The organism is Microcoleus pseudofavosus SVA1_A4 (genome assembly GCF_036700565.1).
Classification (GTDB): domain Bacteria; phylum Cyanobacteriota; class Cyanobacteriia; order Cyanobacteriales; family Microcoleaceae; genus Microcoleus.
The window spans coordinates 132,342-158,170 of the sequence record NZ_JAUBPE010000003.1; the positions used below are offsets into that span (position 1 = coordinate 132,342).

A 25,829-nucleotide genomic window follows, 5' to 3' on the forward strand; every position below is an offset into this window, starting at 1 on the left:
TTATTGGTTATTGGTTATTGGTTATTGGTTATTGGTTATTGGTTATTGGTTATTGGTTATTGGTTATTGGTTATTTGTTATTTGTTATTTGTTGTAATACCCCATGCCCAATGCCCCATGCCCAATGCCCCATGCCCAATGCCCAATTCCCATTGATTACCTTTTTTCTAGCAACCAATAAGTCATCATATTCCCCTTACCTTTTACCGGAATCACGCCTCGCCTCTCAAACAAATACTTATCTTTCAAAAGCTCATAAGTAACATCAGTAACTTGAATTCTGCCTGCAAAACCCGTAGCTTCCATCCTCGCCGCTACATTCACCGTATCTCCCCACAAATCATAGGTGAACTTGCTCACACCAATTACTCCCGCAACAACAGGCCCGGAATTGATGCCGACGCGAATTGCCAGTTTTTCCCCTGTGTCGGCGGACAACTTTGCGATTTTTGCCTGCATTCCCAGGGCCATTTGGGCGATCGCCTCGGCGTGGTCATGTCTCGGCGTAGGCAATCCCCCGACTACCATGTAAGCATCGCCAATAGTCTTAATTTTCTCCACACCGTACTTTTCAGCTAACTGATCGAAGTGGGAAAAAATTACGTTCAATCGCTTTACCAACTCCGTGGGAGACATTCTCGCCGACAGTTCAGTAAAGCCAACAATATCAGCAAATAAAACACTTACTTCGGCAAAACTGTCAGCAATTGTAGTTTGCTGGGCCTTCAAGCGTTCTGCTATTGGTTTGGGTAAAATATTTAACAGCAACTTCTCGCTTTGTTCCTGTTGAATTTTCAGCTCTTCTTGCGCTAATTTCCGCTCTGTAATGTCAGAAACAGTACCCTCATAGTACATTAACGCACCTTTTGAATCCCGAACAGCCCGAACATTTTCTGATATCCAAATCCGGCATCCGTCTTTGCGTAATACCATAGATTCAAACCCCGAAACGGCATTTTCAGCATCCATAGCAGCCACGAATTCGAGGCGGCGTTCCGGGTCAACGTACAGTTGCTGAGAAATATTTTTAATGTCGGACATCAGTTCTTCTGGCGAGTCGTAACCGTACAATTTTGCCAAAGCTGGATTAGCGCTGAGGTAGCCTCCTGAAGGCGTGCTTTGAAAAATGCCTTCCATCGCATTTTCTACAATGCTGTGATATTTTTCTTGAGCAATACGCAGCAATTCTTCTGCTTGTTTGCGCTGAATCAAAGAACCTAATTGAGTCCCGACCGCATTAAAAACGTCTATAAATCGCGCGTCTTTCCGACCAGATGAAATTTTAAAGAAAACTAGCACTGCCAATACTTCATCGCCTACCAAAATCGGTATCCCAAAACCCGCTTTAAATCCGAGTTCTAGTGCTATTTGACTTCGGAGAAAATGCGGGTAGCCCCTAGCAATATCTTCTACCCATTCCGGTTGCTTGGATGCCCAAACTCGTCCCGGCAGCCCTATATTCATGGCAAATGTCAGTTGTTCGCTTTGCCTGCGGAACGCATCCATCCTCGCGTTGCTGGCATACCAGCCCCGGGCAGATTGCAGGACAGTTCCTTCTGCATCGGGAATCCAAGCTTCTCCTACATCCCATCCGATTGTTTCGCCAACTTGGTGCAGAATTACTTCTAAAGCTGAGTGAAAGTCTACAGCTTCGCCGATCGCCCGCGTAGTTTCCAGCAAAAACCGGATTGATTCTTCAGCCCGCTGCCGTTCTGCGATTTCTTCCTGCAATCTAGAATTGCGATCGTGCAGTTCCCGGGCTTGCTGTTGCAATTTCGATTGCAGCGAACGAAGGGAAAGTTGGTTTTCGACGCGGGCCAACACTTCTTCTACTTGAAACGGCTTAGTAATATAATCTACTCCTCCTACTTGAAAAGCTTTAACTTTTTCCAGCACATCATCTAGCGCACTAATAAAAATCACCGGAATATCTTTAGTATTTTCACTTAACTTTAATTTCTCACAAACTTCATAGCCGTTCATTTTTGGCATATTAATATCTAGTAAAATTAGATCGGGAGGAGATATTTGCGCCCCTTGCAGAGCGAGTTGTCCGTTAATAGCCTTCCTGACTAGATACCCGTGGGATGCTAGCATAGTGGATAAAAGTCGCAAGTTGTCCGGCATATCGTCAACGATCAGAATATCTCTAGGAGTCGCTGGTAATGGCTGGTCGTTCATCATATAATTGAGTTAAATCGATAATGATATCTATCCGAAAATTATCGACTAAATCTGTTAAAGCGTTAGCGAGATTTGCCTCAGTTTCGGGAATTTGCTCGATGAGTTCGAGGATGCGCTTGTCGTCAACGCAAAGTGCCGATCGGTGCAAATCGACCACCCAGTCTGTGGGCATTACACTCAAATCCTCGGTGGTCAAACTTTTAAGCAGTGTCGGTGCTGACAAAGAAGTAGATGAGTTTTCTTCTTCATAAATATAACGCAGGTTCAGGTGATGTGCTATCTTTTCAAATAGTACCTCTTCCCGAAACGGTTTACAGATCAAATCGTTACAACCAGCCGACAAAATTATTTGCCGCTGCTCGTCAAAAGCACTAGCAGTCAGGGCAATAATTATTGTTTCTCTACCTTCTGGAGTTTGCTTGATATGTCTTGTCGCTTCGTACCCGTCCATCACTGGCATCAGCATATCCATTAAGATCAAGTGCGGCTTCCAAGTTGACTGCAAAGCAATTCCTTCTTCACCGTTAGTTGCTTCGCAGACTTCAAATCCCAGCGGTACGAGGAGCTTGACCAGCAGTTGGCGATTTTCCGCTACATCTTCCACTATTAATATACGATAAGGTGGCTGTCCGGCTTCTAAAGCAATAACTTGTTTAACCGATGATGCTTCTTGTTCGTCACTTTCGGTTACTAAGTTAACGCGGATATTAAAACTGAAAGTTGTGCCTCGATCGAGTTGACTTTCCACAGCAATATCACCTCCCATAATTCCGACAAACTGTTGGCTGATCGGCAATCCAAGCCCTGTTCCCTGCATGGATTTTCGACCTGTTTCTGTTTGTACGAAGGGCTGGAATAATGTGGGAATTTCCGAGGGAGAAATGCCGGGGCCCGTGTCGGCAATTTCAAAATACAATTGGGATTTGTTTTCGGCTGGGCTGCTGACGCGCAAAGTAACGGTTCCCTGTTGAGTAAATTTAATCGCATTGCCGATCAGATTAATTAAAACTTGCCGCAATTTAGCTTCGTCTGTTTGAATGTACTGCGGCAAATAGCCGATATTTTCAAAGATTAGGCGCAAGCCTTTTGAGTTGGCTTTTAGTTGCAGCATTTCTCTGAGGCTGTTGAGAAAGTTATAAAGGTTGAAGCGACTTTCATTGATAGTAATTTGACCTGCTTCTATTTTGGACATTGACAAAACATCATTGATAAGTTCCAGCAAATGTTCGCCGCTGCGGTTGATAATTTCTATGTATTCTTTTTGTTCTTCCGTGATAGAACTGTTGCGAGCCATGACTTGGGAAAAACCGAGAATCGCGTTGAGAGGCGTGCGCAGTTCGTGGCTCATAGAAGCGAGAAATTGGCTTTTGGCGCGGTTGGCCACTTCGGCGTTTTCTTTGGATTTAAGCAGTTCCATTGACTGCCTTTGAGTGCGGGCGAGCAATTCGGCCTGCTGCAATGCTACTCCTAGCTGAGTGCCTACATGAACTGCAACGTTGATTTCAGCTTCGCTCCACTGGCGGGGAGCTGAATTTTGATAGGATGCTAGCAGTCCCCAGAGTTTTTCGCCGCAGAAAATAGGCACAATAATGTAGGATTTGGCTTGAAATCTTTCTAAGAGTTGGATGTAACAATTATCGAAGCCTTGCTTGTAAATGTCTGGGACACAAAGGTAAGTTGTACCTCGGCTGTACGCTCCGCCTTCGGTTTCTTGCAAATAGGTATCGCGTACTTTTTGTGAGGTGCTATCGAATTTTTGGACGCGGCAAAGTTCGTTGTCTAAAGTGCCTTCAGTAAGGTTAGAATCGAGTTCTTGTGCTTGGATGAAAGAAACCCACTTGCGGTCAAGCGATTCGGCGACAAATTCGCCACTCCAGTCTGGATTGAAACGGTAAATCGCGACTCGATCGCACTTCATGGTTTGGCGCAATTCTCGGGTTGTGGCGTGAAAAATTTCTCTGATATCTAAAGTCTGCCGCATTCTTTCAATGATGCGGGCGATCGCCCTTTGCCGCAAAGCACTTTCTTGCAGTTCAGTTTCTGCTTGCTTGCGTTCGGTAATATCTACAGCCATTAAAGCGATGCCGATCGCTCTACCGTTTTCATTAATTAGCGGAGTATTATACCATTCGCAAACGATACTTCTACCATTTTTTGTAATAGTTTTGTACGTGGTGCAACTGGCAACAGACTCGGCATTAATCTTGTTGCTTAAAATTTGAAAAATTTTGTGGTAGCAGTTGTTTGGAACGATAAAATCCGGGACATTCTGGCCGAGAACTTCTTCTTTGCTGTAGCCAAAAAGTTTTTCGGTAGCCGGATTCCAAGTAATAATTTCTAAATTGAGATTTAATTCAATAATTGCGATCGGCGTTTGCTGCAATAAAAATGAGATTCTTTGCTGCGATTCTAGCAGTTTTTCGGCGGCTAATTTGCGGTCTGTGAAGTCATTAGCCGTGCCGATAATTTGTTTGGGTTTACCGTCAGTTGTTCTGAGAAATACTGTATCCCAACTGTGCATCCACCGCCATTCGCCGTTTTTGTGCCTCATCCGGTATTGACATTCAATGACATCGCCATCTTTGGCTCGCTCCACTTTTTGGACGCTTTCCAAAAACTCTGGCAAATCGTCGGGGTTGAGCAGAGTTGACATCATTGCTGTACCCATATCTTGTATTTCTTGGGAGGTGTAGCCGAGCATCACCGCAATTTGGCGGTTGGTGTAAACATTCCGCTGTTCAATTAAATCGTAAACGTACAATAGGTTGGGATTGGAATCGGCGATCGCCTGAATGAAGTGCTGGCTTTCTCGGAGTGCAGATTCTGCTAGTTTGCGATCGCTAATATCTCGCGCTACCACAATCACTGATTCAGCAGAAAGCGCAGAAATTTTAGCGTCGAGCCAAACTTCGCGCTCTCCGACTGTATAGCTATATTCTATATTGATGCTTTGCTTCGTTTTGAGAACTTGTTGGATGGTATTTAATACCAAATCTGCCGCAGGTTCCGGTAAGATTTCGTGGGCGGTTCTGCCAATCATTTCGCTGGGAGATTTCACCAAATTGACCGCTGCTGTCGGGGCGATTTTGATGCAGCGCCCTTCTGCATTTCTCACTAAAACTATGTCAGTCATGGCGGTAAAAATCGCCCGCAATTCTGCTTCGGATTCTTGTAGAGCTTGCTCAGCGCAGATGCGGGTGCGAATTTCTGCTTGCAGCAGTTTATTTTGCCGATCGAGCTGCACAAGCCGGTTTTTTTCTCGATCGATCAGTTTAGCTTGAGCGATCGCAATCCCTAGTTGAGCCGCCACAGCTTCTAACAAGTCGATTTCATCTTTCGTCCATTCCCGTTCGCGATCGCACTGGTGCAAGCAGATAGCGCCGTTTGCCCTGCCTTGGTAGGAAGTGCGAATTGCCAGCATCGATTTCAAGCCAACCAGGCGACACATCGGTTGAACAGCTTGCAAAAGAGGGTCTGAGCAAACATTGTTGGAGGCGATCGCCCGATCTTGTATCATCATTTGTACCACGTGAGGATTGCCCCAAATTGGAAGGGGTACGTTCCAAATAGATTCGCACTCGGGTTCGAGATACTCGGCCGCCAGAGGAATATCGACTTGGGGGCTAGTAACGTAAGTATGAATCAAACAGCGATTGACGCAGAATGCCAGACCGATTTGAGTTGCGGCTGTTTGAAATATTTGTTCGGGCTGCAAGCTCGATCGAATTTCTTGAGTTATTTTTGCAATCAGCAATTCTCCCTGAACTTGCCGTTCTAAAGCAGCTTTGGTTCTGGCCATTTCTATTTCTGCTTGCTTGCGATCGCTGATATCAAAAAGTACACCATACCAAACAATATCGCCATTATCGCGCATTTCTGGTCTAGAATTAGATTGCAGCCATTTGAGTTTCCCCGACGGCGTAACAATCCGCCATTCAAAAGCAAAAGCTTCTAAACTTCTAGCGCTAGAGGCAATTTTTTCTACCAGATATTGTCCGTCATCTGGATGATTTTGATCGAAGCACAAGTCAGGATTTTTTAATATCTCCTCACTCTCTACTTCGTAAATTTCCCGACAAGCATAACTGATATATTCAAATTTGAAACTTCCATCGGGCTTTTTTATAAATTGATAAATAACTCCAGGTATATTGACCGCCAATTTCTGCAACAGCGCTTTGCTTTCTCGGAGTGCTTGTTCTGTCCGTTTGCGAAATTCTACCTCTCGTTGCAGTTGCGCATTCTGGTGTTTTAATTGTTTCGATAGCTGTTGTATCGTCAGTTGACTTTCGATCCGCACTAAAACTTCTTCCAATTGAAAAGGCTTAGTAATGTAGTCAACACCGCCGACTTCAAAAGCTTTGACTTTGTGAAAAGTTTCATTATAAACGCTCAAGAAAATCACCGGAATTTCCCGAGTATTTTCGTTAGCTTTCAGTCTTTCGCAGACTTCGTAGCCATTCATTCTGGGCATGGCAATATCTAGCAAAATCAAGTCTGGGAGAACGGTAAATTTAGCATTGACCGCCATTTCTCCCGAAATCGCCCGCTGAACTTTATACCCCTCTTTCGTCAAGATATTGGATAAAAACCGGAGGTTGTTGGGCCGGTAATCAATAATTAAAATCTGAATACTTTCTTTGTGTATCGCCATCTTTTGTTTAGCCATTTTGAATTTAAGAGTGTTCGCAGCAGATTAATATTTCAAGGAATCGAGCGATTGTCTTCCCGCACAAATCATTCATCAAACCTTTTCAACCTCAGCAAACAGAGGATTATTTTTAAATATTGATTCATCGACTAACGCAGCTTTTATTGGTTCAATTTTTTTTGGGCTGCTTGTCTTAAATTCGCAACTCAACTAAACCGCATTTTTGCCATATTTTATTGCAAAAACAAATCCCATTATTCGGTAGAAATATTAAATGTGCAAAAAAAATCATGACTCAGGCACTCCAGACCAAAGAAACCGGGGAAGATGGCGCAAGCTTCTTGACATTCTGCTGCCACCTTCAAAGTGTTTTAGCAGAGATACAGGTTTCGACGCACCCCGACACGAAGAAACGGGAGTTTTTACTCTTGGTCCCGGGCTGCAACGCGTATTGCTGTGAAAAAACCAAGGTGATGGCGTACCCGCGCGCAAGTCTTCAGATATTTATAGGTAACTAAGAGTAGAGATCGACGGGCCCGCACCCAATGCCTGCCGTATAAACTCTTTTCTCGGTCTTTTCTAGGCAAGCAATTCCTTAAGTTTAGCAATATTTTCAGTGCTGAGGGAGATTTTAATTTCAAGTTCTCGGTCAGCCTCCCACAGCAGCAGCATATTATCTTCGCCCAAGGCGATTTCGGGATTGTTCAATTCAAGCGTTTGATATTTAACTTCGGGAAATCCAATGCGAATTACCAGTTCGGATTCCAACTGAGGATAGATGTACAATTGCTGTTGCAGGTTGTCTAGTTCTAATTTTTGAACTGTGTTGTTACGTTGGACAGGAGAATCGGGTTTGTACCAATAGAGAGTTTCCTCGCGAATTTCGGGATTGACTATGACAAATGTTTCGTCAAAACGCTGGGGGTGCCAGTGAATTTCGCTCAGACCACCGATTTGCGGAATCAGTCGCTGTACCCAGCTAATTTCTTTGCCGTTGAGGTTTCCCCACCACTGACTGATATTATCGAGATTGTCAGCACTGTCGGGGTCGGTGCTGCCGGACTGCCAGACTGTTTTTAATGGTTGCATATAATACAGGTTCTCCTAAGAATTTAAATTTGAGATTGCAGGCTTTCCATTGGAGAGTCATTCGTTCTACAATAATCTTAATGGACTTACCAATTATTTACCACGAAGATTACGTGGCACCCCTGCCGCCGGATCACCGCTTCCCGATGGCAAAGTTTCGGATGCTTTACCAGATGCTGCTCGCGGACGGGGTAGCAGATAAATCCCAATTTCACGCTCCCGAACTTCCCCCTCAAGAATGGATTGAATTAGTCCACGACCACCGCTACGTTCAAGCTTACTGCAACGGAACGCTCGATGACAAAGCTCAGAGACGAATTGGTCTACCTTGGAGTCGAGCCCTTGCTAACCGCACTTGCACTGCGGTTGCAGGGACGGTACTAACTGCCAAGCTCGCTTTAGAGTGCGGTTTGGCTTGCAATACTGCGGGCGGAACTCATCACGCCTTCCCTGCTTTTGGGTCTGGTTTTTGTATTTTTAATGATTTGGCGATCGCCTCTCGCGTTTTGCAAAAAATTGGTTTAGTTCGCAAAGTTTTAATTGTCGATTTAGACGTGCACCAAGGAGACGGAACCGCCGTAATTTTCCAAGATGACAGCAGCGTTTTTACTTTCTCGATGCACTGCGAGGTGAATTTTCCCGGTACTAAACAAAAGGGCGATTTAGATGTACCTTTGCCTGTCGGTATGGAGGACGACGAATATTTACAAACATTGGATAAATTCTTACCAGATTTGCTGGTAAATGTCAAGCCAGATTTAGTTTTGTACGATGCCGGAGTAGACCCTCATCTGGGCGACAAACTGGGAAAATTAGCTTTAACTGATACGGGTTTATTTCGCCGGGAAATGCAAGTTTTGATTGCCTGTTTGGCTGGCGGCTATCCAGTTGCCTGCGTGATTGGCGGTGGCTATTCCGACGACATGAATGGGTTAGTTTACCGACATTCTCTGCTGCACCGAGCCGCAAGTCAAGCCTACAGGCAATATAAACTTTAAGATTTGTAAATTTTGCAACAAAAATCTAGATAAAATTAGTTAAAATCGCATAAATGAACGGCATACAGCGCGAGCGAGCGCAAAAATTTTGGAGCCACAGAATTTATATTGTATTATAGACTAGAGTTTAATCAATAAATAGGATGTCACGTATGCAAGTTAATTCAAACAACTCAGAACAACTAGGAAAAACACAGGATTTAGAGTTTCTAGAACCTATTACCAAGCGTTATTTGATGGTCATTAACATCAGATCCACCTGCGATGAAAAAGGTGACAGGTATCTCGATCCGCTGTGGGCAAAAGACCTAACGGAACACTTCAGGTATCTGAAAAACTTCACCTTAGCAACTCCCAGCCAACAAGAAACATCCCCAAAAAACGCAACTGCCGTCACCGGCGAACCATCCTTTTCTAACGTTGAATTCATTGACCTTCCCTCCCCAAACAGCTACCCCGAGGCAATATTGACGCTGCCTGCTACAGTTGCCAAACTTTGGGGTGCGATCGGCAAAGCAGATATTGTACACAGTTGCGTAACAGGCTGGCCCATTCCTATGGGGTGGTTGGTGACACCAATAGCCCTGATTCAGGGAAAATTCTACGTACTCGTAGTCGAGTCCGCGCCGTGGCGTCTGGAACCAGGCAAAACCATAAAAATTAAAGACAGAATCATCGCTTACATATCGGAAATAGTGAATCGCTGGTGCGTAAATAATGCTAACCTGACAATCTTCACACAATCGGAATACCAGCAGAGTTTATTGACAAAGCGACAAGAACGAGGTCACGTCATCCACGCTTCCTGGATAGATGAAGAAAATATCATTTCTGAAGCCGATGCAGAGGAAATATGGCACAAAAAATTATCCCCATCAACCCAAAAACTCAAACTTCTATTTGCTGGCAGAGTGGAGTCCAGTAAAGGCGTGTTAGTTCTGTTAGAAGCAATGAAAATTTTGGACAATAAAAACATTGCTGTCAATCTCGATATACTCGGCGATGGCACACTGTTAAGCGAATGCAAAATACTTAGCAATCAACTGCAAAAATCGGTTAACATCCAATTTTTGGGAACGGTTGCTTACGGCAAAGAATTCTTTCGGTTGCTGCAAGAATATCACGCTATTGTAGTTCCCAGTCTTTCAGACGAGCAGCCTCGGATTGTTTACGATGCTTATTCCCAAGCAGTACCGGTACTCGCAAGCAACACAGACGGACTGCGCGACTGCATCCAAAACCACAAAACAGGTGTAATGGTCAATTCTAACGACCCTGCGGCCTTAGCAGATTCGATCGAATGGTCGGCGCAAAACTTGCCGACTCTTCAAAGTATGGGCAAGGCATCTCTCCAGCAGGCTCGCAGCATGACGCACCAAGAAATGCACCGTTCGCGGTGGCAGCTTTTATTGAAGATGTTGCAGTCATCCAAAGTTTGAATTTAGCTCGTGGCTTTGAGGAGTGCAACTTTCAATTTTAGTTTTTGTATCTTGTTCAGGGTTCGGTTGGTGGCAGGGTATTCCAGTCCGTGCCGAAAATTTTGATGCGAAACTGCAAAATCTACCGCACGTCCCTTTACTGCTGCTAAAGTAGGAGGCGGAGCTAAAAATAGCGATCGCCCGAGACTTGTCAAAAACCACAAGCTGAGCTAAAAAAGTCAATAAAGAGTATTGCCCTTATGTCGAATGCAAGTGCGTCTAGTCAGCCGTACTCCTTACTCGTAGTCATTGTTAATTACAGGACGCCCCGCCTGACAATCGACTGCTTGCACTCTCTAGTAGGCGAAATTCGATCGCTGCCAAATACCCGCGTTGCAATTGCCGACAACGCTTCAGGCGATAACTCAGCCGCAGAAATTGCAGCCGCCATCGAAGCAGAAGGCTGGAGCGAATGGGCATCCTTCGTGCCCCTAGACCGCAACGGCGGATTTGCCTTCGGCAACAACGCCCTCATCCGTCCGGTACTGCAATCCACCAATCCCCCCCCTTACTTCCTGCTGCTCAACCCAGACACCGTAGTTCGCCCCGGTGCCTTCAAAGCTCTCGTCGATTTCATGGACACTCATCCTGAAGCAGGAATCGCCGGCAGCCGTTTAGAAGACCCCGACGGCACCCCCCAGGAGTCAGCTTTTCGGTTCCACAACATCTTGACCGAACTCGATTTTGGTTGGCGGACAGGTTTTATATCCAAATTATTAGCCAACTGGGCCGCAGCGCCTCCTATTTCCCAAGAAATCTGCCAAACTGATTGGGTAGCTGGAGCCAGCATGATCGTCCGCCGCGAAGTATTTGAAAAGATTGGCTTGATGGATGAAGCTTATTTCATGTACTGCGAAGAAATGGACTTTTGCCTGCAAGCGAACAAAGCTGGCTGGAGTTGCTGGTACGTACCCGAAAGTCGCGTTGTCCACCTAGTAGGTCAAAGCTCAGGCGTCACCGACACGAAAGCAGCCCCCAAGCGGCTGCCCCAGTATTGGTTTGATTCCCGGCGACGCTACTTTCTCAAAAACTACGGCTTGGTTTACACAGCATTAACTGATGTATCCTGGGCTTCGGGTTTTGCAGCCTGGAGGTTGCGCCGCGTACTTCAAGGCAAGCCGGACAGAGATCCGCCAAACTATCTCAAGGATTTCATGCTCAATAGTGTATTTTTTAAAGGAGGTGAGATTGAAAATTCCAAAAACTTTTAAACGGTGTTTGTCAACAAATCCAAGCTCCAGAAACCCGGTTAATTATGGCAAAGAAGGCATTGCCAGATACTCGACAAATAATTGATATTTTTGCTCAAAAAAAACAGGTTGAGTATCAATCAAAAAAGCAATAAATAGCCTCTTATGGCGGGCATAGGACAACAATTAAACAAAACAGTGTGTTAAAGAAAACTTATGGTAATGCAGCCGGACTTAATAGCAAGTGAAAATCGAGTAGAAGCTCCTGTAGTTGGACTTTGGCAGCAGATAAAAGAAGATTGGATTGCTCACGGCGGAGATTGGACAAAGCCGGGATTTCGAGCCGTAGCAGTTCAGCGCTTTGGTGTCTGGAGAATGCAAGTTCAACCGATACTGCTTCGCGCTCCTTTGAGCATTATTTATCGATCGCTCTATCGCAAAATCCGCAATACTTACGGTATAGATTTGCCTTATACAGTAAAGCTCGGTCGTCGCGTGGTAATTGAACATCAAGGTGCTATTATTATTCACGGATATTGCACGATCGGCGACGACTGCGTGCTCCGCCAAGGCGTCACCCTGGGGAACCGCTATTTGGACAAGCCACTAGAAGCGCCTCGATTGGGCGATCGGGTTAACGTCGGCGCAGGCGCGAAAATCCTGGGAGGTGTTACCTTGAGCGACGATGTAAATATCGGGGCAAATGCAGTTGTACTCTCAGACGTTCCAGCAGGAAAAACAGCAGTCGGCATTCCTGCTAAAATTATTCAATCTACTAAAATTTCCGAAACTTAATGCTAAAATTAATCAAGTCAGTTTCCAAGGAAAGGCTAGTAAAATGCGTTTATTAATAGTGCAATATGCTGGCGATTACGGCGAAGCATTTGAACGCTTTGCTGAAGATAAAGGAGAAGCATACTATGCCCAAAAATACTCGGTTGACGCAGTTGCTGAAATAGGCAAGCTGATTGAGGAAGTTACAATTATTTGTTGCTTAACAGCAGAACCTTACGATCGAGTTTTAGCAAATGGAGTACGAGCAATCGGTGCCGGATTTCAAGGTACAGTTCCGATTAAAAACTTACTGCGCTTGATAGTAGAACAAAAGCCTACTCATTTAGTTGTGCACACCCCGATCAGAGAAATTTTTCAAGGGGCAATCCGACACAAAGTTAAAACAATAGCCGCCTTAGCCGACTCTTTTTCAACCCAAGCTTTGCGCAACAAAATTCGCAATTATTGGCTGGCTAGCATATTAAATAACAATTAAGCCTAGGATGTTGGATTGAAAATTCAATTATAACTATGCTCAGATTCAATCAATCTCCCTACTCAAGTTAGAGAGTCCTCTTAAGGTAAACTGCACAATAAGACCCAATTGTATACATCATCAAAATATTTAACAAACAATGGTTGAATCAATCACTAAGCCAATCATTTCTGCTACAGAACCAGACTGGAGCCGCGAAAAACCTAGCAAGTGGTGGGAGCCCAGTTGCCAACTGCTCAAATCTATCCGCAATTATCAAAAGTGGCGGCAGCAAGGTGGGATTTTAGGCTATTTTTTATGCCGTTTGAACATCATTCAGTATCGATTCTGGAGCGTTGTAACTGCAACAGACATCCCTTTAAACTCCCAAATACAAGGAGGACTGCTGATGCCTCATCCTAATGGCATTGTCATTCATCCAACTGCTTCCATTGGTCCTAACTGTCTGATTCTTCAACAGGTGACAATTGTTGCTGATGTCAAAATTGGCGGTCAGGTCGATATCGGTGCAGGAGCGAAAATTATTCGCTCCGTAACTATCGGCGATCGTGCTTTGATTGGTGCTAATGCTGTTGTGATGTGTGACGTGCCACCAGGTGCAACTGCGGTGGGAATACCGGCAAAAATCATCGAAAAAAAGACTCAGGAAGTCTGAAAAATTATTTCTAGAAGTCGCAGAAAAATTATGAAATTAGCTTGAATTTTATTAAAAAATTAAAGGCACTGCTCAGCCTCCACAACCTCAAATTTTTCCCCTCCTATCAAATCCGGTGCCATCAGAATTGATATTAGCCACAGTCATATCAAGTCCGATCTATTACCTGTAATAAAGAATGTTTGTAGTGACTGGAGTTTAGTCCTTGACGGCTTCGGACTAAAGTCCTCAGTACAAACTAATTTTATTATCTTCGTTCGATCGGACATGATATCAGGACTTACGCGAGAGCCGTTTCCCTACAATTAATCGGGCGATGGTTACATCGCAAGTGCGAGTGCGATGGCGGGCGAACCCTCTTCGAGCGCTGCGATTATTTTGCGGTAGGGAAACGGCATTGCCGTGTCCAGAGTTGCCTGACAGTCAACAGTCAACTATCATTCCGATGTAACCTGATTTGATATCACTTTTCAAGCTAGTTTCAATCTTTCGAGTACCAACTGTGCGCGCCGCCGTGCAACTTTTTCCCACGTAAATTCCTCTGCCCGCGAGCGTGCCGAATCACTCATCCGAAGCCGCAAATCGGCACAACCAGCGAGCTGTTGCAAGCCCGTCACTAGCGCTTCTTCATCATAGGGCGAAACAATTATGCCATCTTGACCATCTCGGACAACAGCGCCGGCTCCCATAGGCGAAGTTAGAACTGGCAAACCGTTAGCCATCGCTTCATAAGTAACCAGCGGACTGCCTTCTTCTAGACTGGGAAAGGCAAAAAAGTCAGCTTCGCGATAAGCCAAGGCAATATCGCTAGTGTAATCCCGATGAATTACATCTGAGCGTCCTAAAATTCTGCTGCAAGTTTCAGCAATTGCTGGCTCCATAGTTCCGTAAAGCAGCAGTCTGCCTTTAATTCCCGCTTTTTCCCAAGCCCGCAACAGCAAATGAGCTCCTTTTCTGACAGAGACGCTGCCCACAAAAACAACAGTAATCGTGTCTGACAGTGGCTTGTCGATCGAAAAAGGCGGAAAGCGCTTGGGAGACCACCCGTAACTGGTAAGGATCAGTTTATGTTCGGGAACTCCCGCTTCTATAAAAGATTTTTTTACTTCGGGACCCGGACAAAAAATGAAATCAGCCAAACTAATTTCTGCATCCTCTTCCTGAATCATACCAGCATTAATTTGGTGTTGCGGAGCGATTCCCAAGCGGCGGTAAGCATCATCAAGAATAAATTTTGCCTCCTTTGTATAGCAGTTGATGCGCTCCAAAAAAATGGGTTTGTTCTCCTGCTTTACTTTCCTAAAAGTTTCGATCGAAGTGTTAGGCCACAAGTAAATTACATCAAAATCCTTGAAATCTCTGAGGAAACGCTTTTCTGTACAATCTCTAGGTCTGTCAGCGCTGCGGTAATACAGCCATTTGAGGTATTGGGGTATAGCTTCCACAAGATTCGATCCGCGACATGACTGCTCGCAATTCGGAACAACCATGCGGACTTGAGAGTCTGGGTAATTCCACTGTTGGCAGAGTGAAAAAAATGTATGGCTGACTCCGCGATCGGCACAGTAAAATGTGAACAAAGAACTTATATGCAGCATTTTTGACCGAGCTTCACTCAAAATGATTGGTGTGGTTTAATACAGAATAAGCTACATAAGCTATCGGCAGTTTAACACCGAAAACCGGAACTCAATTGAAGTTATAATATAAAGATATTGTGAAGTTACCTAGAGTGTTAGTAAAATATTAAAAGAACAGCTCGCCACTCGAATAAAAGAGGTAGAACTTGAAACAAGTTGGATTAGTCGCGATCGGGCGGAATGAAGGCTCACGGCTTCGCCAGTGCTTGCGATCGGCGATCGGAAAAATAGCTCTGGTTGTATATGTTGATTCCGGCTCAACAGACGGCAGCTTGGAATTAGCCCGATCGCTCGGAGCAGATACAGTAGAACTCGACCTATCCACACCCTTTACCGCCGCCCGCGCCAGAAATGAAGGCTTTGCCCGCTTGCTGCAATTAGTTCCAGACATCGAATTTGTCCAATTTGTAGACGGTGACTGTGAAGTAGTTGACGGCTGGCTCGATCGGGCCTACAGCGAACTCGCAGCCAAACCCAACGTAGCAGCAGTATGCGGGCGGAGGCGCGAACGATACCCCGAAGCAAGCATCTACAACCAATTGTGCGACATCGAGTGGGACACCCCCGTCGGCGAAGCCAAAGCCTGCGGCGGCGACTCCATGATGCGCGCCGCAGCATTTCAGCAAGTCCAGGGTTTCAATCCCGCACTAATAGCCGGCGAAGAACCAGAAATGTGCGTGCGGTTGCGCCAAAAAAATTGGAAAATCCTCCGTTTAGATGCAGAAATGACCCTGCACGACGCGCAAATGACCAGTTTTGCTCAGTGGTGGAAGCGCGCCCAAAGAGCGGGTTACGCCTACGCCGAGGGTTCCTGGATGCACGGAAGCGAACCGGAACGCCATTGGGTCAAAGAAACCCGAAGCACCTGGCTGTGGGGATTGATCTTGCCAGTGCTAGCCTTGGCAATGGCATTGCCGACACAAGGTTGGAGCCTGTTACTATTGACTGGCTACCCCTTAGCAACCTATCGCACATATAACTATTATGCAAAGCAGCGGGATCTCACAACTAAAGACGCTGCCATCTACGCTTTGTCATGTGTATTAGCCAAATTTCCCCAGCTACAAGGTCAAATCCAGTTTCACCAGCGCCGATTGCTGGGGCAGCAGAGCAAGCTAATCGAATACAAAACAACCAACTCTATTAATTCAGCAAGCTAGAATTATAGCTAACGTCCCAGAAATTCCAACCCCGATCGGGGTTGGGATAAATGAGGCGCCCCCGATCTGGGCAGTGATAATTTAGACTTGGTTGATAATGTTGTTTGAGTTAATGTTATGATTAATTCTCCACCTGAGTGAAATATCCATGTTGGTACTAGAAGCGAAATTGACAGGAAGAAAAAGTTGGCAGTATGAGTTGCTTGAAAAGCAATTCCTACTGCCAACTTTATAGGATATATCGGTGGAATCCTATCATTTGGTAACAGCCCCCGCCTTCTTCTGGTAAACACAACCTTAAAATTAACTCACAAGCACAGGTAACAAACAAATGACTAATAAAAAATTAAAAGTTTTACTAATTGTAGAGCAGTGCAATCCTGACTGGGCATCTGTACCTTTAGTGGGGTACAATTTTTTTCATAAAATCAACAATTTAGTTGATGCAACACTCGTTACCCATATTAGAAATAAACCAGCGCTTGAAAAACACCCCGAATACGAAAAAGTTTTCTACCTTGAGGAAGGAAATTTTAACAAACAATATTATAAAATAGTCGCAAAGATTACGGCAAACGGGCGAGTAAATTGGCCTCTTTATAATGCGCTGAGCTACCCAATTTATGAAGAATTCAATCAGCAAGTATATCAAAAATTTCACTCACAAATCCTCAACGGAGATTATGACATAGTTCATGCAATTACCCCGATGATGCCGCGGTATCCGTTTAAGGTAGTCAGTGTGTGCCAGCAGACTCCTTTTATTCTAGGGCCTGTGAATGGGGGCATTCCCTTTCCACCAGGCTTTCAAGAAACGGCCAAACAAGAATTTGCTCAATTCAACTTTTTGAGAGCAGTTGGTCGCGCATTAATTCCAGGTTATGTAGAAACTTACAAAAAAGCCGACAAAATATTAGCAGGTTCAACCTATACTTTGAATATGCTAAAGGATTTGTTTGCAATCCCCGACCAAAGAATTGATTTGTTTTACGAAAATGGCATTTCTGAAGAATTTTTAAATCATACAAATATCCAAAATAAAGATGCCAGCCACATCAATCTACTGTTTGTAGGAAGATTGGTTCCTTACAAATGCGCCGATATTGTCATAGAGTCTATTGGGAAATTAGACCAGGCAATTCAAAGTAAAATACGCTTAACAATCGTAGGAGATGGCTCGGAAAGAAATAATTTGGAAAACCGAGTAAAGGAGCTTAATTTAAGCGAAATAGTCAGCTTTGCAGGATGGGTTAATCAACAAGAAACTCTGGATTATTACAGGAAAGCAGATATTTTTTGTTTCCCTTCGATCAGAGAGTTTGGCGGCGCAGTGGTAATGGAAGCTATGGCTTGCGGACTTCCCTGCATAGTTGCCAATAACGGCGGTATTGGTGAATACGTGAATGAAGAAACTGGTTTTAAGATCGAGCCAAATTCTAGAGAATATCTCACCCAGGAGTTGACAAGTAAAATTAAGCTGTTGGTCGAAGATGATAAGCTGCGGGAAAGTATGTCAGCTAAGGCGATCGAAAAAGCCAGAGAATTTGCCTGGGATAAAAAGGCAGAAAAAATTGTTGAAATTTACCAAAAAATGCTTGACAAAAAAAAAGTTTCTCAACATAACAATCACTAAATCATATCAAATCCGTTGGTATGGGAATTATTCATCTCTCTCTTCTCTTCCTCTGCGCCAATAGCGCCCTCTGCGGTTTAATCATTCAGAAACAACCGTAAACGATTAAGCAACGGATGGGTATCGAAGAAATGTTTCGTGATTGTAAAACAGGAGGCTATAATACAATGCATTAATTATCTCGAAAAATATGCTAAACCTGTGGAAGACTTAATGAAGTTAACTCGTAATAAGCGTCACTTTTATCAACGCGGTCTCACAGTTGCAAGCTTGCGAGCGGCATGATTCCTAGCTATATTTGTCACCCCCCAGCGTTTCAACCCATGAAAGTTGCTGATTGGGACTGTAAAAAATCTCCCAACAAAAAACGGGTTAACCCGTATGAGGTTAACCCGCGAGCTTGGAAACGCGCAGATCAATTAGTTTTGCACTACCAGCTTAACGTTGGCGTTTTGCAAACCACGCTGCTTGACTGCTGCCAAGGTCTTGTTCACTGCGTATTTCTGGTTGATCGAGTTGATCAACTCGGTTTGATTGTGCTTTTTGGCGACGCCCCACAAGTCAGCAATCAGGTCGAAAGAACCGTCGCTATTGCGAGACCAACCCAAGTCGTATTCGCCTTCCAGAATCGCCACGATGTCGGAGCGAACGCGCTGACCGTTATAGCCACGAACATCAGCTTCGGACTTGACTGAAATGCCCAAGTCGCGCAGGGAAGCTTTCAGGATTTCGGCATCGGTGATTTTGGTACGCAGAGTGCTAAAGTGAGACATTGGATTTCCTCCTAATAAAACTGAGAGAGAAACAACAACGGTCTGGATTTAACGGTGCCGCTGGGCGGCTCTTCTATCGAACTGCTAGCTGTTGCTAGCCTTTGCTCCTGTTTGGACCAGGAGAAAGCTTTTAGAATTCCATTCGCTGGTATTCAGCGACGGAAGACGCAGCGGGCCGTGCGCGCTGTCTAGCCCAATCCCGCAGGGCAGTCACCTGTTCGGTCATGGTTTTAGACAGTGGCAATGTAGATTTAATGGCCGCAATGATGTCTAGCTGCGTAAATTCTCTATCTTGAGCGAAGGCTTCGTACATTGCTGCTACTAGCCCTTGCTCAATTTCTGCACCTGAAAATCCGTCGGAAACGTTGGAAAGTTGCTCTAAATCGAAGCGAGAGATGTCCCGACGACGCTTTGACAGGTGAATCTTGAATATATCTTGGCGTTCTTCTTTTGTAGGCAGGTCAACAAAGAAGAGTTCGTCGAATCGGCCTTTCCTCAAGAATTCCCCCGGCAACCGCTCGATTCGGTTGGCTGTTGCCATTACGAAGACTGGGGAAGTCTTTTCTTGCATCCAAGTGAGGAAGGAACCGAAAATCCGGCTGGAGGTGCCTCCGTCTGAGTCGGCCGAACCAGTTCCTCCTGCAAAGGCTTTGTCTAGTTCGTCGATGAAGAGGATGGCTGGAGAGATGGATTCTGCGGTTTTGAGGGCGTTGCGGAGGTTAGCTTCCGATCGACCCACCATCGAGCCGTCGTAGACTCTACCCATATCTAGCCTCAGCAGGGGCAGTCCCCAGAGGCGGGAGGTAGTCTTGGCAATCAGCGATTTTCCGCATCCGGGTACGCCGAGAATTAACATCCCTTTTGGTTGGGGCAGGCCGTATTCTCTGGCCCTTTCTGTAAAGGCGTTGGAACGCTGCCTGAGCCACCGCTTCAGCTCTTCTAAACCGCCGACTGCATCCAGGGTTTCGTCTTCTTCGATGAACTCTAGAATGCCGTTGCGCCGAATTAGCTGCTTTTTCTCGGAAAGAACGATATCTACTTCCTCTTCCGTCAAGCGCCCCGTGGAAACTTGGGCTTTGCGATAAACTTTTTCAGCTTCGTCCTTGGTCAATCCCAAGGCTGCTTTTAAAAGTTTTTCTCGTGCTTCTGTGGTAATGCGTCGCGATTTTGTTTGCTCCAACTGGCCAGACAATACTTGGTTTAGTTCCTTCATGTCTGGGAGCGCGAAGTCTAATACCACTACTTCCTTTTCTAGCTCGATCGGAATTTGCTGCAAAGGAGACATCAGTATAATTGTCTTTTGCGTTCCTTTGAAGTTGGCGATCGCATCGCGCAACCACCTCGTTACCGGAGGAGAATCTATAAAAGGATGCAAATCTTTGAAAATGTAGATGCTAGCGTTGCTGTTGGGTTCTCGCTGCCTGATCACCCATTCAATTGCTGCCTCTGGCGAGACTGTGTTGTGCTGGGTGGTGGTGCGGGGTTGACCGTACTCTACAATGCCGTGAGTTACAGTCCAGATAAATACTCGTCGCTGTGGTTTGGCTTGAGCTATTGTCGAAATTGCTTGCTCACACCGCTCTTCCTCGGATGTCACGAGGTAGATCAGAGGATATTGAGCTTGGATTAGAATACTGATCTCTTCTTGCATATTCCTCGACCCACTAGAGACGGTGCTATCTTTGCTGAATCTCAATGCTGCCATTAACCATCTTGCTGAAATTTTCAGTTCTGGCTTTTTGGGAAAGCAAGGCATTCTTAGCAGGGAACCAATTCTTCCTCTCCCGGTTGGGCTGTGCTGGCACTGACGCCCGACACTTGCTTTACTGGAAGATCCTGCTCAGCCAATAAGCTCGGCTGACTTTTGAGGGATGCCAGTTCTCCATCTCGCATTACTACAGAACCCGTGCATTCTGGACAGTTGTATACCCGATGGGTTTGTCCGTAGGAGGCTTCTACTTCGTCAACCAGTTCGGGGTTTCCTAGGTAAAAGACTATTGCCCTTTCTGCAATTGATGACATCGGTTCTGTTTCGACTGCGGCTTTGATTTTGAGCTGGCGATGCAGTTCAGGTGGAAGATACAGTGTAACTTTTTGCTTTTCTTGCATATGACAGTGAATTGACTTACCCGGGTATGTATATCAGATTAGCCACTTAATTCTTTGCTGTCAAGCCTCTATGCTGCTTTAGCGTCAGTTTGTAATATTTCGTTACAATTATTGTGATTTGGGGGCGGTCAACAACGGAAAAAAGAGGGATGTAGCTGATGAGGCAGCGGTGCAGCGGCAGCTATGGGTAGCCTCAAGGACGATCGACCAATTATAAATAAGCTGCTGCGCATCTAGATGGTCTGTGATGTCCGAGGGGGAGAGGGGGATTCGGGGAGAGAGGGAGAGAGAGGGAGAGAGGGAGAGGGGCACAAGGGGAGAGAGGGAAGAGGATTTGAGGAGTTTTGATACGGATTGAAATTTACAATTTAAATGCAGTACAGCTTATGAACAACACATATATAGGACTAAGGCCAACAAATCCTTTGAGCCGCCATCTGGGTCTCGGTACGCACGGCGCACCCTACGGTTAGACTTTTTTGATGGCGTTGCGGGTCAAAATCCGGTGTCTGGGCGCCCAGCAGCGCCAAATTAGGCTTATATGGGGATTTTTGAGAGTGGCGAGGTGTCAGGCTCAATTTTAAGGCTGATTAGCCGATCGACTCACCAGATATGGCAAAATCAATCAGCGTCTGCCGGTAAACCTCAGGCAATCCCGTATCAAAACACCGCCCTCGCACAACATAACCTGCAATTCCCTCTACCTTGCCCAATTTATCCAAACACGAAGTTAACTGAAATTCGCCTCTTTCTCGAAAATTGCCATTAATATGTTCTTCCAAATAATCAAAAATTTTAGGCTCAAGGACATACATTCCAAAAATCGATAAAAATAAATCCTCCGCCATTCCTTCTACCCTTAAATTCTGCCGCGCATACTCCATATTCGGCTTTTCGTAAAGTTGCGTCACAGACAAAATAGAATCTTTTTTATGCCAAACTCCCGCCGCACAGCCGTAGTGATGAATTACCTCAGCTTGTGTTACTCTCAAACCAATTACGCTTTGCTGCACTTGCGAGTAAATATCCAATAGCTGGCGCGCGCAAGAGCTTTCAGTTTGGGACGAGTAAATGTGGTCGCCCAAAAGCAGGAGAAAAGGCTCGCTGTTAGCCCATTCTTTAGCACAGAATACCGCGTGGCCGAATCCTTCCTGAACATCTTGAGTCAGAATTGTAACTTTCTGTCCCAAATCTTGTAAATACTGGCTGTATTCCTGATTTTGCCCAGACAGTTTTTGGAAAAGTTCGGGAGACGGGGGAGTTTTAAAGAAATCTTCAAAAAAAGTGCGATCGCCCTTTTGCACAACTATACCAACTTCTTCGATTCCCGCGCTCAAAGCTTCTTCAACAATCGCCAAAATTATCGGTTTAGCGCGACCCTCGCGATCGATAATTGGCATGAATTCCTTCTTCACTGCCTTAGTAGCCGGAAACATCCGAGTGCCGAAACCAGCAGCCGGAATAACGGCTTTGCGGACTTTGTACTGCGAACCGATTGTCAGTTTCAGACATTCCATCTGGGGAAAATCGCTGTTGATAATATCGATAACTTGCTGCTGGCTGTCCTCATCCTTCACGATAAACTGCGCCGTGCCTTCTCCTTGAGAACCTACTCCCTTACCGCCCAAAATATAAGGCTCAATTGGTTGATAATTCAGGATTTCGTGCAAAACTGGAGCACTTAATTGCCCGGGACAAGCCGGGATTAAATACCTATCAAATTCCCTCTGGGCAACTTTCATCAACTCGCCGATTTTTACCGCATCTCCCTGCTGTAAAGCGGAGGCTGCATCTTGCGTAATTTGATAACTAATCGCACCGAGATATTTCTGCACGTTTTCTTGAACTTCATTCGCAGCAAAAGGGTAAGCCTGATTGAGGCTTGCCAGGATTTCTTGAGTATTTTTGCTAGCGCCCAAATCTACGATTACAAAAAACAAATCTTTGGCAACTTTTAGCTCAACAACATTTATGTCAGTGCCGTCAAAAATCATCAGAATCGGGCGATTTCCATAGGCACAACCCTGATCCATGCGGCCGCAGCGCGAAGGTGTTGCAGTCTCGCCTAGATAAGCCATTTCCATTTCGGCGCGGACATTCATTTTTAAATCGTATAACCGATTGAAAGCGCGGGCTACTAACACGCAAATTGCGGCACTTGAAGACAAGCCTTTCTGAATTGGCAAATCTGTTAAATAATTTTCAATTTCTAGTCCTCCCACGCCGGAGTGCGAGAGAAATTGATACGCAACACCGGCTGCATAACTGAAAAAACTTCCTGTTTCTGCCTCAGCAAGCAGAGCATTTTTTTCCATCGGGAGTGCAGCTTCAATTTTTGTGCCGTCATTTAAAGCAGCCCGCAAAATCAAGTGTGTGGGATGCTGCTTAACTTCGGCATAAATTCCTTGATTTGTACTCGCAATCAGAGTGCAGCCTTTTTCTATAGCGGGATTCAGCGGGCGATAACCGGCGGCCCAATCGCTGTGTTCGCCAAACAAACAAAGGCGACCAGGAATAAAAAGTTTCATCGCATCTATCTAAAGGTATCTATATTGTGATTACTTTAACCTGAAATGCAGATATTTTACTAAAGTTCGATCGTCCTCTGGGTTGATGTAAGTGGCTGGGGAAATTTGTTTTAATAAATGTAAACAGAGAGTTAAGGGAACAGTTTCAATGCGTAAGTTAAACATAGGTCTATCTGACGAGCAACGTGCAGGCGTTATCGAACTATTGAATCACGACCTGTCAGATGCTTATCTGCTGTTAATCAAAACCAAAAAGTATCACTGGGATGTAGTGGGCCCGCAGTTTCGATCGCTCCACCAGTTGTGGGAAGAACACTATCAGGCGTTAACACTAAATATCGATGCTATGGCTGAACGGGTGAGAACTTTAGGTGGCTATCCAATTGGTACTGCTGAGGGTTTTCTGAAGTATGGTTCGATTAAAGAACATATCGGCGATTTGCCTTTGGCGACTGAGATGGTGTCGCGTTTAGTTGACGATCACGAGTTGGTGATCCGCAATCTCCGCACACACGTCGAACAGTGCGGTGAAGAGTTTAAGGATGATGGAACCGCAGACTTTTTGACTGGTTTAATGGAACAGCACGAACAAATGGCTTGGATGCTTCGATCGTTTATTGAAGGGGAATCCCTTTCGCCAGACGGCCAGCAGCCACAAGCTAAAACTCCTACAGCTTCTCACGCTTAGAGAGATTAAGTAGAAGGAAGAATGAAGAAGGAAGAAGGAAGAAAAAAGAAGGGAAAATTATATTTTTTTATTTAACCCTCTTTCCTGATTCTCGATCGAGCAACCAGGCAAAATTAAGCGCCCTCTAGCTTCCTCAAAAACCCGGTTTCTTCAAGAAACCGGGTTTTTCAAGGTTGGGTTTATTTAGATTTTCGATTTGTTAAACTGTTGAATCGCATTCTTTCATAAACTTGGGACGGCAACATTCTGTGAATTTTCATCCTGCTCTCAATGGTCGCAAGTGTCGTTTCTTCACTTGATTGTGATGTTTGTTTTAATTCTAAGCCGGATTTAGTGGGCGGTAAAACTATAATTTTTAATATACTTTCTATTGACAACAAGTACAGATTGTGCCGCAATAAGGCCATAAATAAATCTTCTTTGAAAGCTCGATACAGCCAAGATAATGTACTCTGGTGATTGCCGCTGCGGTTGCTTTTAACTGCTAAGTAAATATAAAAATTGCTGCTAGACCAGCGATAAATACTGCTGGGAATTTCGGGGTGTTGCTGCCGAACATCTGCCATAATCAAAGACTGAGATTTTGCCATTTCTCCAAAGTTACAAGACATACTGCTGGCAATCTGCCGGTAGCCAACTAAATATTCTGGCACTACTTTAAATTGATAATGTTCGGCGATGCGGAGGTGAAGTTCCCAGTCTTCGCAGCCTTGAGCGTTTTCTGCTTTTAATTTGCAGTTGTAACCGCCGAGTTTTCCAAAACAAAGGCGGCGGATCAGAGATGAGCTGGCATTGCCTATAAAATATTTATAAACTAATGCTGTGTAAACTTCTCCTTCTACGGTGGAGTTGTAAAATCCACCTGTGAGCAAGTCTTGTTCATTTATATCAACTGACCAGGAATAGACAACTCCGACAGATGGTGCTGAGGAAGTCAGGCACTTCACTTGTTTTTCTAAGTTTTGTGGATACCAAATATCGTCGGCATCGATGGGAGCAATATATTCGCCGCTAGATTTTTCAATTGCTAGGTTGCGAGCAGCGGCTACGCCTGCATTTGATTGCTGCAATAAGCTTACTCTGCTATCTTTTTTGGCACAAGATTTGACGATTTCGGCAGTTGTATCTGTAGAGCCGTCGTCTACTACTAAAACTTCTATGTTTTGATAAGTTTGAGATAAGACGGACTCTAATGTTTTAGCGATAAATTTTTCAGCGTTGTAGGCTGGTATAATGACTGAAACTAATGGCTGATTTAAATTGTTTTGGGAGGTGTTCATGCACGACGATCGCCAGTTGCGTGTAAAATTTGGGTTCGAGGACTCTGGGCTAACGCTATGTTAGCAAATCACTAAAGCTCGATCGTACACCGTGGGAAATTTTAAGATGTATATTTTAAATATATTGCCAAAACTCATAAAATGTGGATTGACTGGGCAGTAGGGATACAGGCTTGGTCCAGGAGTCACTCGCGGATGAACTCTGTAAAAGAAACTGTACCGACCAAGTCCTGACAGCCGGCGTATCTCCGTATATACTAAGAAAATAGGTTGGATTTTATACTGCTTATGCAAGATAAAATCAAAGTCGGGTGCGGTGGAACAATTTCAGACACAATAGCTGGTGGGGCTTTTTCTAAGGTTTACAAAAACAATCATATATTTAAAGATTTAATAAAGCTGTTGTCTGCATCAGGTCAGTCTCAGGAAGATGTGGCGTAGAATACAGGTAGGAATGGGAAAAAATGCAGTCGAGAATGCCAGCAAAAAATTTAGTTGAATTG

19 protein-coding genes are annotated in these 25,829 nt (G+C 44.9%); 10 read left to right on the plus strand and 9 right to left on the minus strand.

Features of this window, described 5'->3' with window-relative positions:
* Positions 1 to 156 precede the first annotated feature (156 nt).
* From QUA02_RS02350 to QUA02_RS02360, 3 genes are all read right to left on the minus strand, one after another.
* Positions 157 to 2,184: an adenylate/guanylate cyclase domain-containing protein gene (locus QUA02_RS02350; RefSeq protein ID WP_333025018.1), complete on the minus strand. Its 2,028-nt coding sequence runs from the start codon at positions 2,182 to 2,184 to the stop codon at positions 157 to 159.
* The gene (locus QUA02_RS02355) at positions 2,150 to 6,853 is read right to left on the minus strand and encodes a PAS domain S-box protein (protein WP_333025020.1); all 4,704 of its coding nucleotides are present in this window, start codon (positions 6,851 to 6,853) and stop codon (positions 2,150 to 2,152) included. Before QUA02_RS02355 ends, QUA02_RS02350 begins: the two co-directional genes overlap by 35 nt.
* Positions 6,854 to 7,414: 561 nt before the next feature.
* Positions 7,415 to 7,924 (minus strand): hypothetical protein, encoded by a 510-nt coding sequence (locus QUA02_RS02360; protein ID WP_333025022.1) that lies wholly within the window; start codon positions 7,922 to 7,924, stop codon positions 7,415 to 7,417.
* Between the two features lie 80 nt (positions 7,925 to 8,004).
* Between QUA02_RS02360 and QUA02_RS02365 the strand changes: the two genes are divergently transcribed.
* The 6 genes from QUA02_RS02365 to QUA02_RS02390 all read left to right on the plus strand — a co-directional run bounded on the left by QUA02_RS02365 (position 8,005) and on the right by QUA02_RS02390 (position 13,515).
* Positions 8,005 to 8,922 (plus strand): histone deacetylase family protein, encoded by a 918-nt coding sequence (locus QUA02_RS02365; RefSeq protein WP_333025024.1) that lies wholly within the window; start codon positions 8,005 to 8,007, stop codon positions 8,920 to 8,922.
* A gap of 152 nt (positions 8,923 to 9,074) precedes the next feature.
* Positions 9,075 to 10,361, plus strand: coding sequence for a glycosyltransferase (locus QUA02_RS02370; RefSeq protein WP_333025025.1), 1,287 nt, complete (start codon positions 9,075 to 9,077; stop codon positions 10,359 to 10,361).
* 239 nt (positions 10,362 to 10,600) lie between these two features.
* Positions 10,601 to 11,611: a glycosyltransferase family 2 protein gene (locus QUA02_RS02375; protein WP_333025026.1), complete on the plus strand. Its 1,011-nt coding sequence runs from the start codon at positions 10,601 to 10,603 to the stop codon at positions 11,609 to 11,611.
* 195 nt (positions 11,612 to 11,806) lie between these two features.
* The gene (locus QUA02_RS02380) at positions 11,807 to 12,385 is read left to right on the plus strand and encodes a serine O-acetyltransferase (protein ID WP_333025029.1); all 579 of its coding nucleotides are present in this window, start codon (positions 11,807 to 11,809) and stop codon (positions 12,383 to 12,385) included.
* Positions 12,386 to 12,428: 43 nt separating this feature from the next.
* Positions 12,429 to 12,860 (plus strand): hypothetical protein, encoded by a 432-nt coding sequence (locus QUA02_RS02385; protein ID WP_333025031.1) that lies wholly within the window; start codon positions 12,429 to 12,431, stop codon positions 12,858 to 12,860.
* A 139-nt stretch (positions 12,861 to 12,999) separates the two neighbouring features.
* The gene (locus QUA02_RS02390; protein WP_333025033.1) at positions 13,000 to 13,515 is read left to right on the plus strand and encodes a serine O-acetyltransferase; all 516 of its coding nucleotides are present in this window, start codon (positions 13,000 to 13,002) and stop codon (positions 13,513 to 13,515) included.
* Positions 13,516 to 13,985: 470 nt separating this feature from the next.
* Here the strand turns inward: QUA02_RS02390 and QUA02_RS02395 are convergent, their stop codons facing one another.
* Positions 13,986 to 15,134, minus strand: a complete 1,149-nt coding sequence (locus tag QUA02_RS02395) for a glycosyltransferase family 4 protein (protein ID WP_333025035.1) — start codon at positions 15,132 to 15,134, stop codon at positions 13,986 to 13,988.
* A 167-nt stretch (positions 15,135 to 15,301) separates the two neighbouring features.
* Between QUA02_RS02395 and QUA02_RS02400 the strand changes: the two genes are divergently transcribed.
* The gene (locus tag QUA02_RS02400; protein ID WP_333025036.1) at positions 15,302 to 16,315 is read left to right on the plus strand and encodes a glycosyltransferase family 2 protein; all 1,014 of its coding nucleotides are present in this window, start codon (positions 15,302 to 15,304) and stop codon (positions 16,313 to 16,315) included.
* Positions 16,316 to 16,646: 331 nt separating this feature from the next.
* Entirely contained in the window at positions 16,647 to 17,948 is a 1,302-nt protein-coding gene (locus QUA02_RS02405; RefSeq protein ID WP_333025039.1) for a glycosyltransferase family 4 protein, read from the plus strand.
* A 419-nt stretch (positions 17,949 to 18,367) separates the two neighbouring features.
* Here the strand turns inward: QUA02_RS02405 and QUA02_RS02410 are convergent, their stop codons facing one another.
* From QUA02_RS02410 to QUA02_RS02425, 4 genes are all read right to left on the minus strand, one after another.
* On the minus strand, positions 18,368 to 18,721 hold the full coding sequence (locus tag QUA02_RS02410) for a DUF1257 domain-containing protein (RefSeq protein ID WP_006635781.1): 354 nt from the start codon (positions 18,719 to 18,721) through the stop codon (positions 18,368 to 18,370).
* Positions 18,722 to 18,851: 130 nt separating this feature from the next.
* Entirely contained in the window at positions 18,852 to 20,372 is a 1,521-nt protein-coding gene (gene ycf46, locus QUA02_RS02415; RefSeq protein ID WP_333025104.1) for a stress-responsive protein Ycf46, read from the minus strand.
* A 107-nt stretch (positions 20,373 to 20,479) separates the two neighbouring features.
* A complete protein-coding gene (locus QUA02_RS02420; protein ID WP_332984167.1) occupies positions 20,480 to 20,830 on the minus strand; it encodes a slr0373 family blue light stress response protein in 351 nt (116 codons plus the stop codon).
* A 590-nt stretch (positions 20,831 to 21,420) separates the two neighbouring features.
* A complete protein-coding gene (locus tag QUA02_RS02425; RefSeq protein ID WP_333025040.1) occupies positions 21,421 to 23,358 on the minus strand; it encodes a sugar phosphate nucleotidyltransferase in 1,938 nt (645 codons plus the stop codon).
* Positions 23,359 to 23,506: 148 nt separating this feature from the next.
* Here QUA02_RS02425 and QUA02_RS02430 point away from each other — a divergent pair, with 148 nt between their 5' ends.
* The gene (locus QUA02_RS02430; RefSeq protein ID WP_333025041.1) at positions 23,507 to 24,046 is read left to right on the plus strand and encodes a Dps family protein; all 540 of its coding nucleotides are present in this window, start codon (positions 23,507 to 23,509) and stop codon (positions 24,044 to 24,046) included.
* A 179-nt stretch (positions 24,047 to 24,225) separates the two neighbouring features.
* On the opposite strand, the gene QUA02_RS02435 is transcribed toward QUA02_RS02430, so the two are convergent.
* Positions 24,226 to 25,326 carry a glycosyltransferase family 2 protein gene (locus QUA02_RS02435; RefSeq protein WP_333025043.1) on the minus strand — a complete coding sequence of 367 codons (1,101 nt, stop codon included), beginning with the start codon at positions 25,324 to 25,326 and terminating at the stop codon, positions 24,226 to 24,228.
* Positions 25,327 to 25,614: 288 nt separating this feature from the next.
* Between QUA02_RS02435 and QUA02_RS02440 the strand changes: the two genes are divergently transcribed.
* Positions 25,615 to 25,767, plus strand: a complete 153-nt coding sequence (locus QUA02_RS02440; protein WP_333025045.1) for a hypothetical protein — start codon at positions 25,615 to 25,617, stop codon at positions 25,765 to 25,767.
* The last annotated feature ends 62 nt before the right edge of the window (positions 25,768 to 25,829 follow it).

Excerpts from the sequence above, each read along its gene's own strand:
- QUA02_RS02430 (WP_333025041.1), top strand. The coding sequence starts at position 23,507 with ATGCGTAAGTTAAACATAGGTCTATCTGACGAGCAACGTGCAGGCGTT.
- QUA02_RS02405 (WP_333025039.1), top strand. The coding sequence starts at position 16,647 with ATGACTAATAAAAAATTAAAAGTTTTACTAATTGTAGAGCAGTGCAAT.
- QUA02_RS02380 (WP_333025029.1), top strand. The coding sequence starts at position 11,807 with ATGGTAATGCAGCCGGACTTAATAGCAAGTGAAAATCGAGTAGAAGCT.
- QUA02_RS02370 (WP_333025025.1), top strand. The coding sequence starts at position 9,075 with ATGCAAGTTAATTCAAACAACTCAGAACAACTAGGAAAAACACAGGAT.
- QUA02_RS02435 (WP_333025043.1), bottom strand. The coding sequence starts at position 25,326 with ATGAACACCTCCCAAAACAATTTAAATCAGCCATTAGTTTCAGTCATT.
- QUA02_RS02355 (WP_333025020.1), bottom strand. The coding sequence starts at position 6,853 with ATGGCTAAACAAAAGATGGCGATACACAAAGAAAGTATTCAGATTTTA.
- QUA02_RS02440 (WP_333025045.1), top strand. The coding sequence starts at position 25,615 with ATGCAAGATAAAATCAAAGTCGGGTGCGGTGGAACAATTTCAGACACA.
- QUA02_RS02365 (WP_333025024.1), top strand. The coding sequence starts at position 8,005 with ATGGACTTACCAATTATTTACCACGAAGATTACGTGGCACCCCTGCCG.
- QUA02_RS02385 (WP_333025031.1), top strand. The coding sequence starts at position 12,429 with ATGCGTTTATTAATAGTGCAATATGCTGGCGATTACGGCGAAGCATTT.
- QUA02_RS02420 (WP_332984167.1), bottom strand. The coding sequence starts at position 20,830 with ATGCAAGAAAAGCAAAAAGTTACACTGTATCTTCCACCTGAACTGCAT.
- QUA02_RS02410 (WP_006635781.1), bottom strand. The coding sequence starts at position 18,721 with ATGTCTCACTTTAGCACTCTGCGTACCAAAATCACCGATGCCGAAATC.
- QUA02_RS02425 (WP_333025040.1), bottom strand. The coding sequence starts at position 23,358 with ATGAAACTTTTTATTCCTGGTCGCCTTTGTTTGTTTGGCGAACACAGC.
- ycf46 (WP_333025104.1), bottom strand. The coding sequence starts at position 20,372 with ATGCAAGAAGAGATCAGTATTCTAATCCAAGCTCAATATCCTCTGATC.
- QUA02_RS02360 (WP_333025022.1), bottom strand. The coding sequence starts at position 7,924 with ATGCAACCATTAAAAACAGTCTGGCAGTCCGGCAGCACCGACCCCGAC.
- QUA02_RS02390 (WP_333025033.1), top strand. The coding sequence starts at position 13,000 with ATGGTTGAATCAATCACTAAGCCAATCATTTCTGCTACAGAACCAGAC.
- QUA02_RS02350 (WP_333025018.1), bottom strand. The coding sequence starts at position 2,184 with ATGATGAACGACCAGCCATTACCAGCGACTCCTAGAGATATTCTGATC.
- QUA02_RS02375 (WP_333025026.1), top strand. The coding sequence starts at position 10,601 with ATGTCGAATGCAAGTGCGTCTAGTCAGCCGTACTCCTTACTCGTAGTC.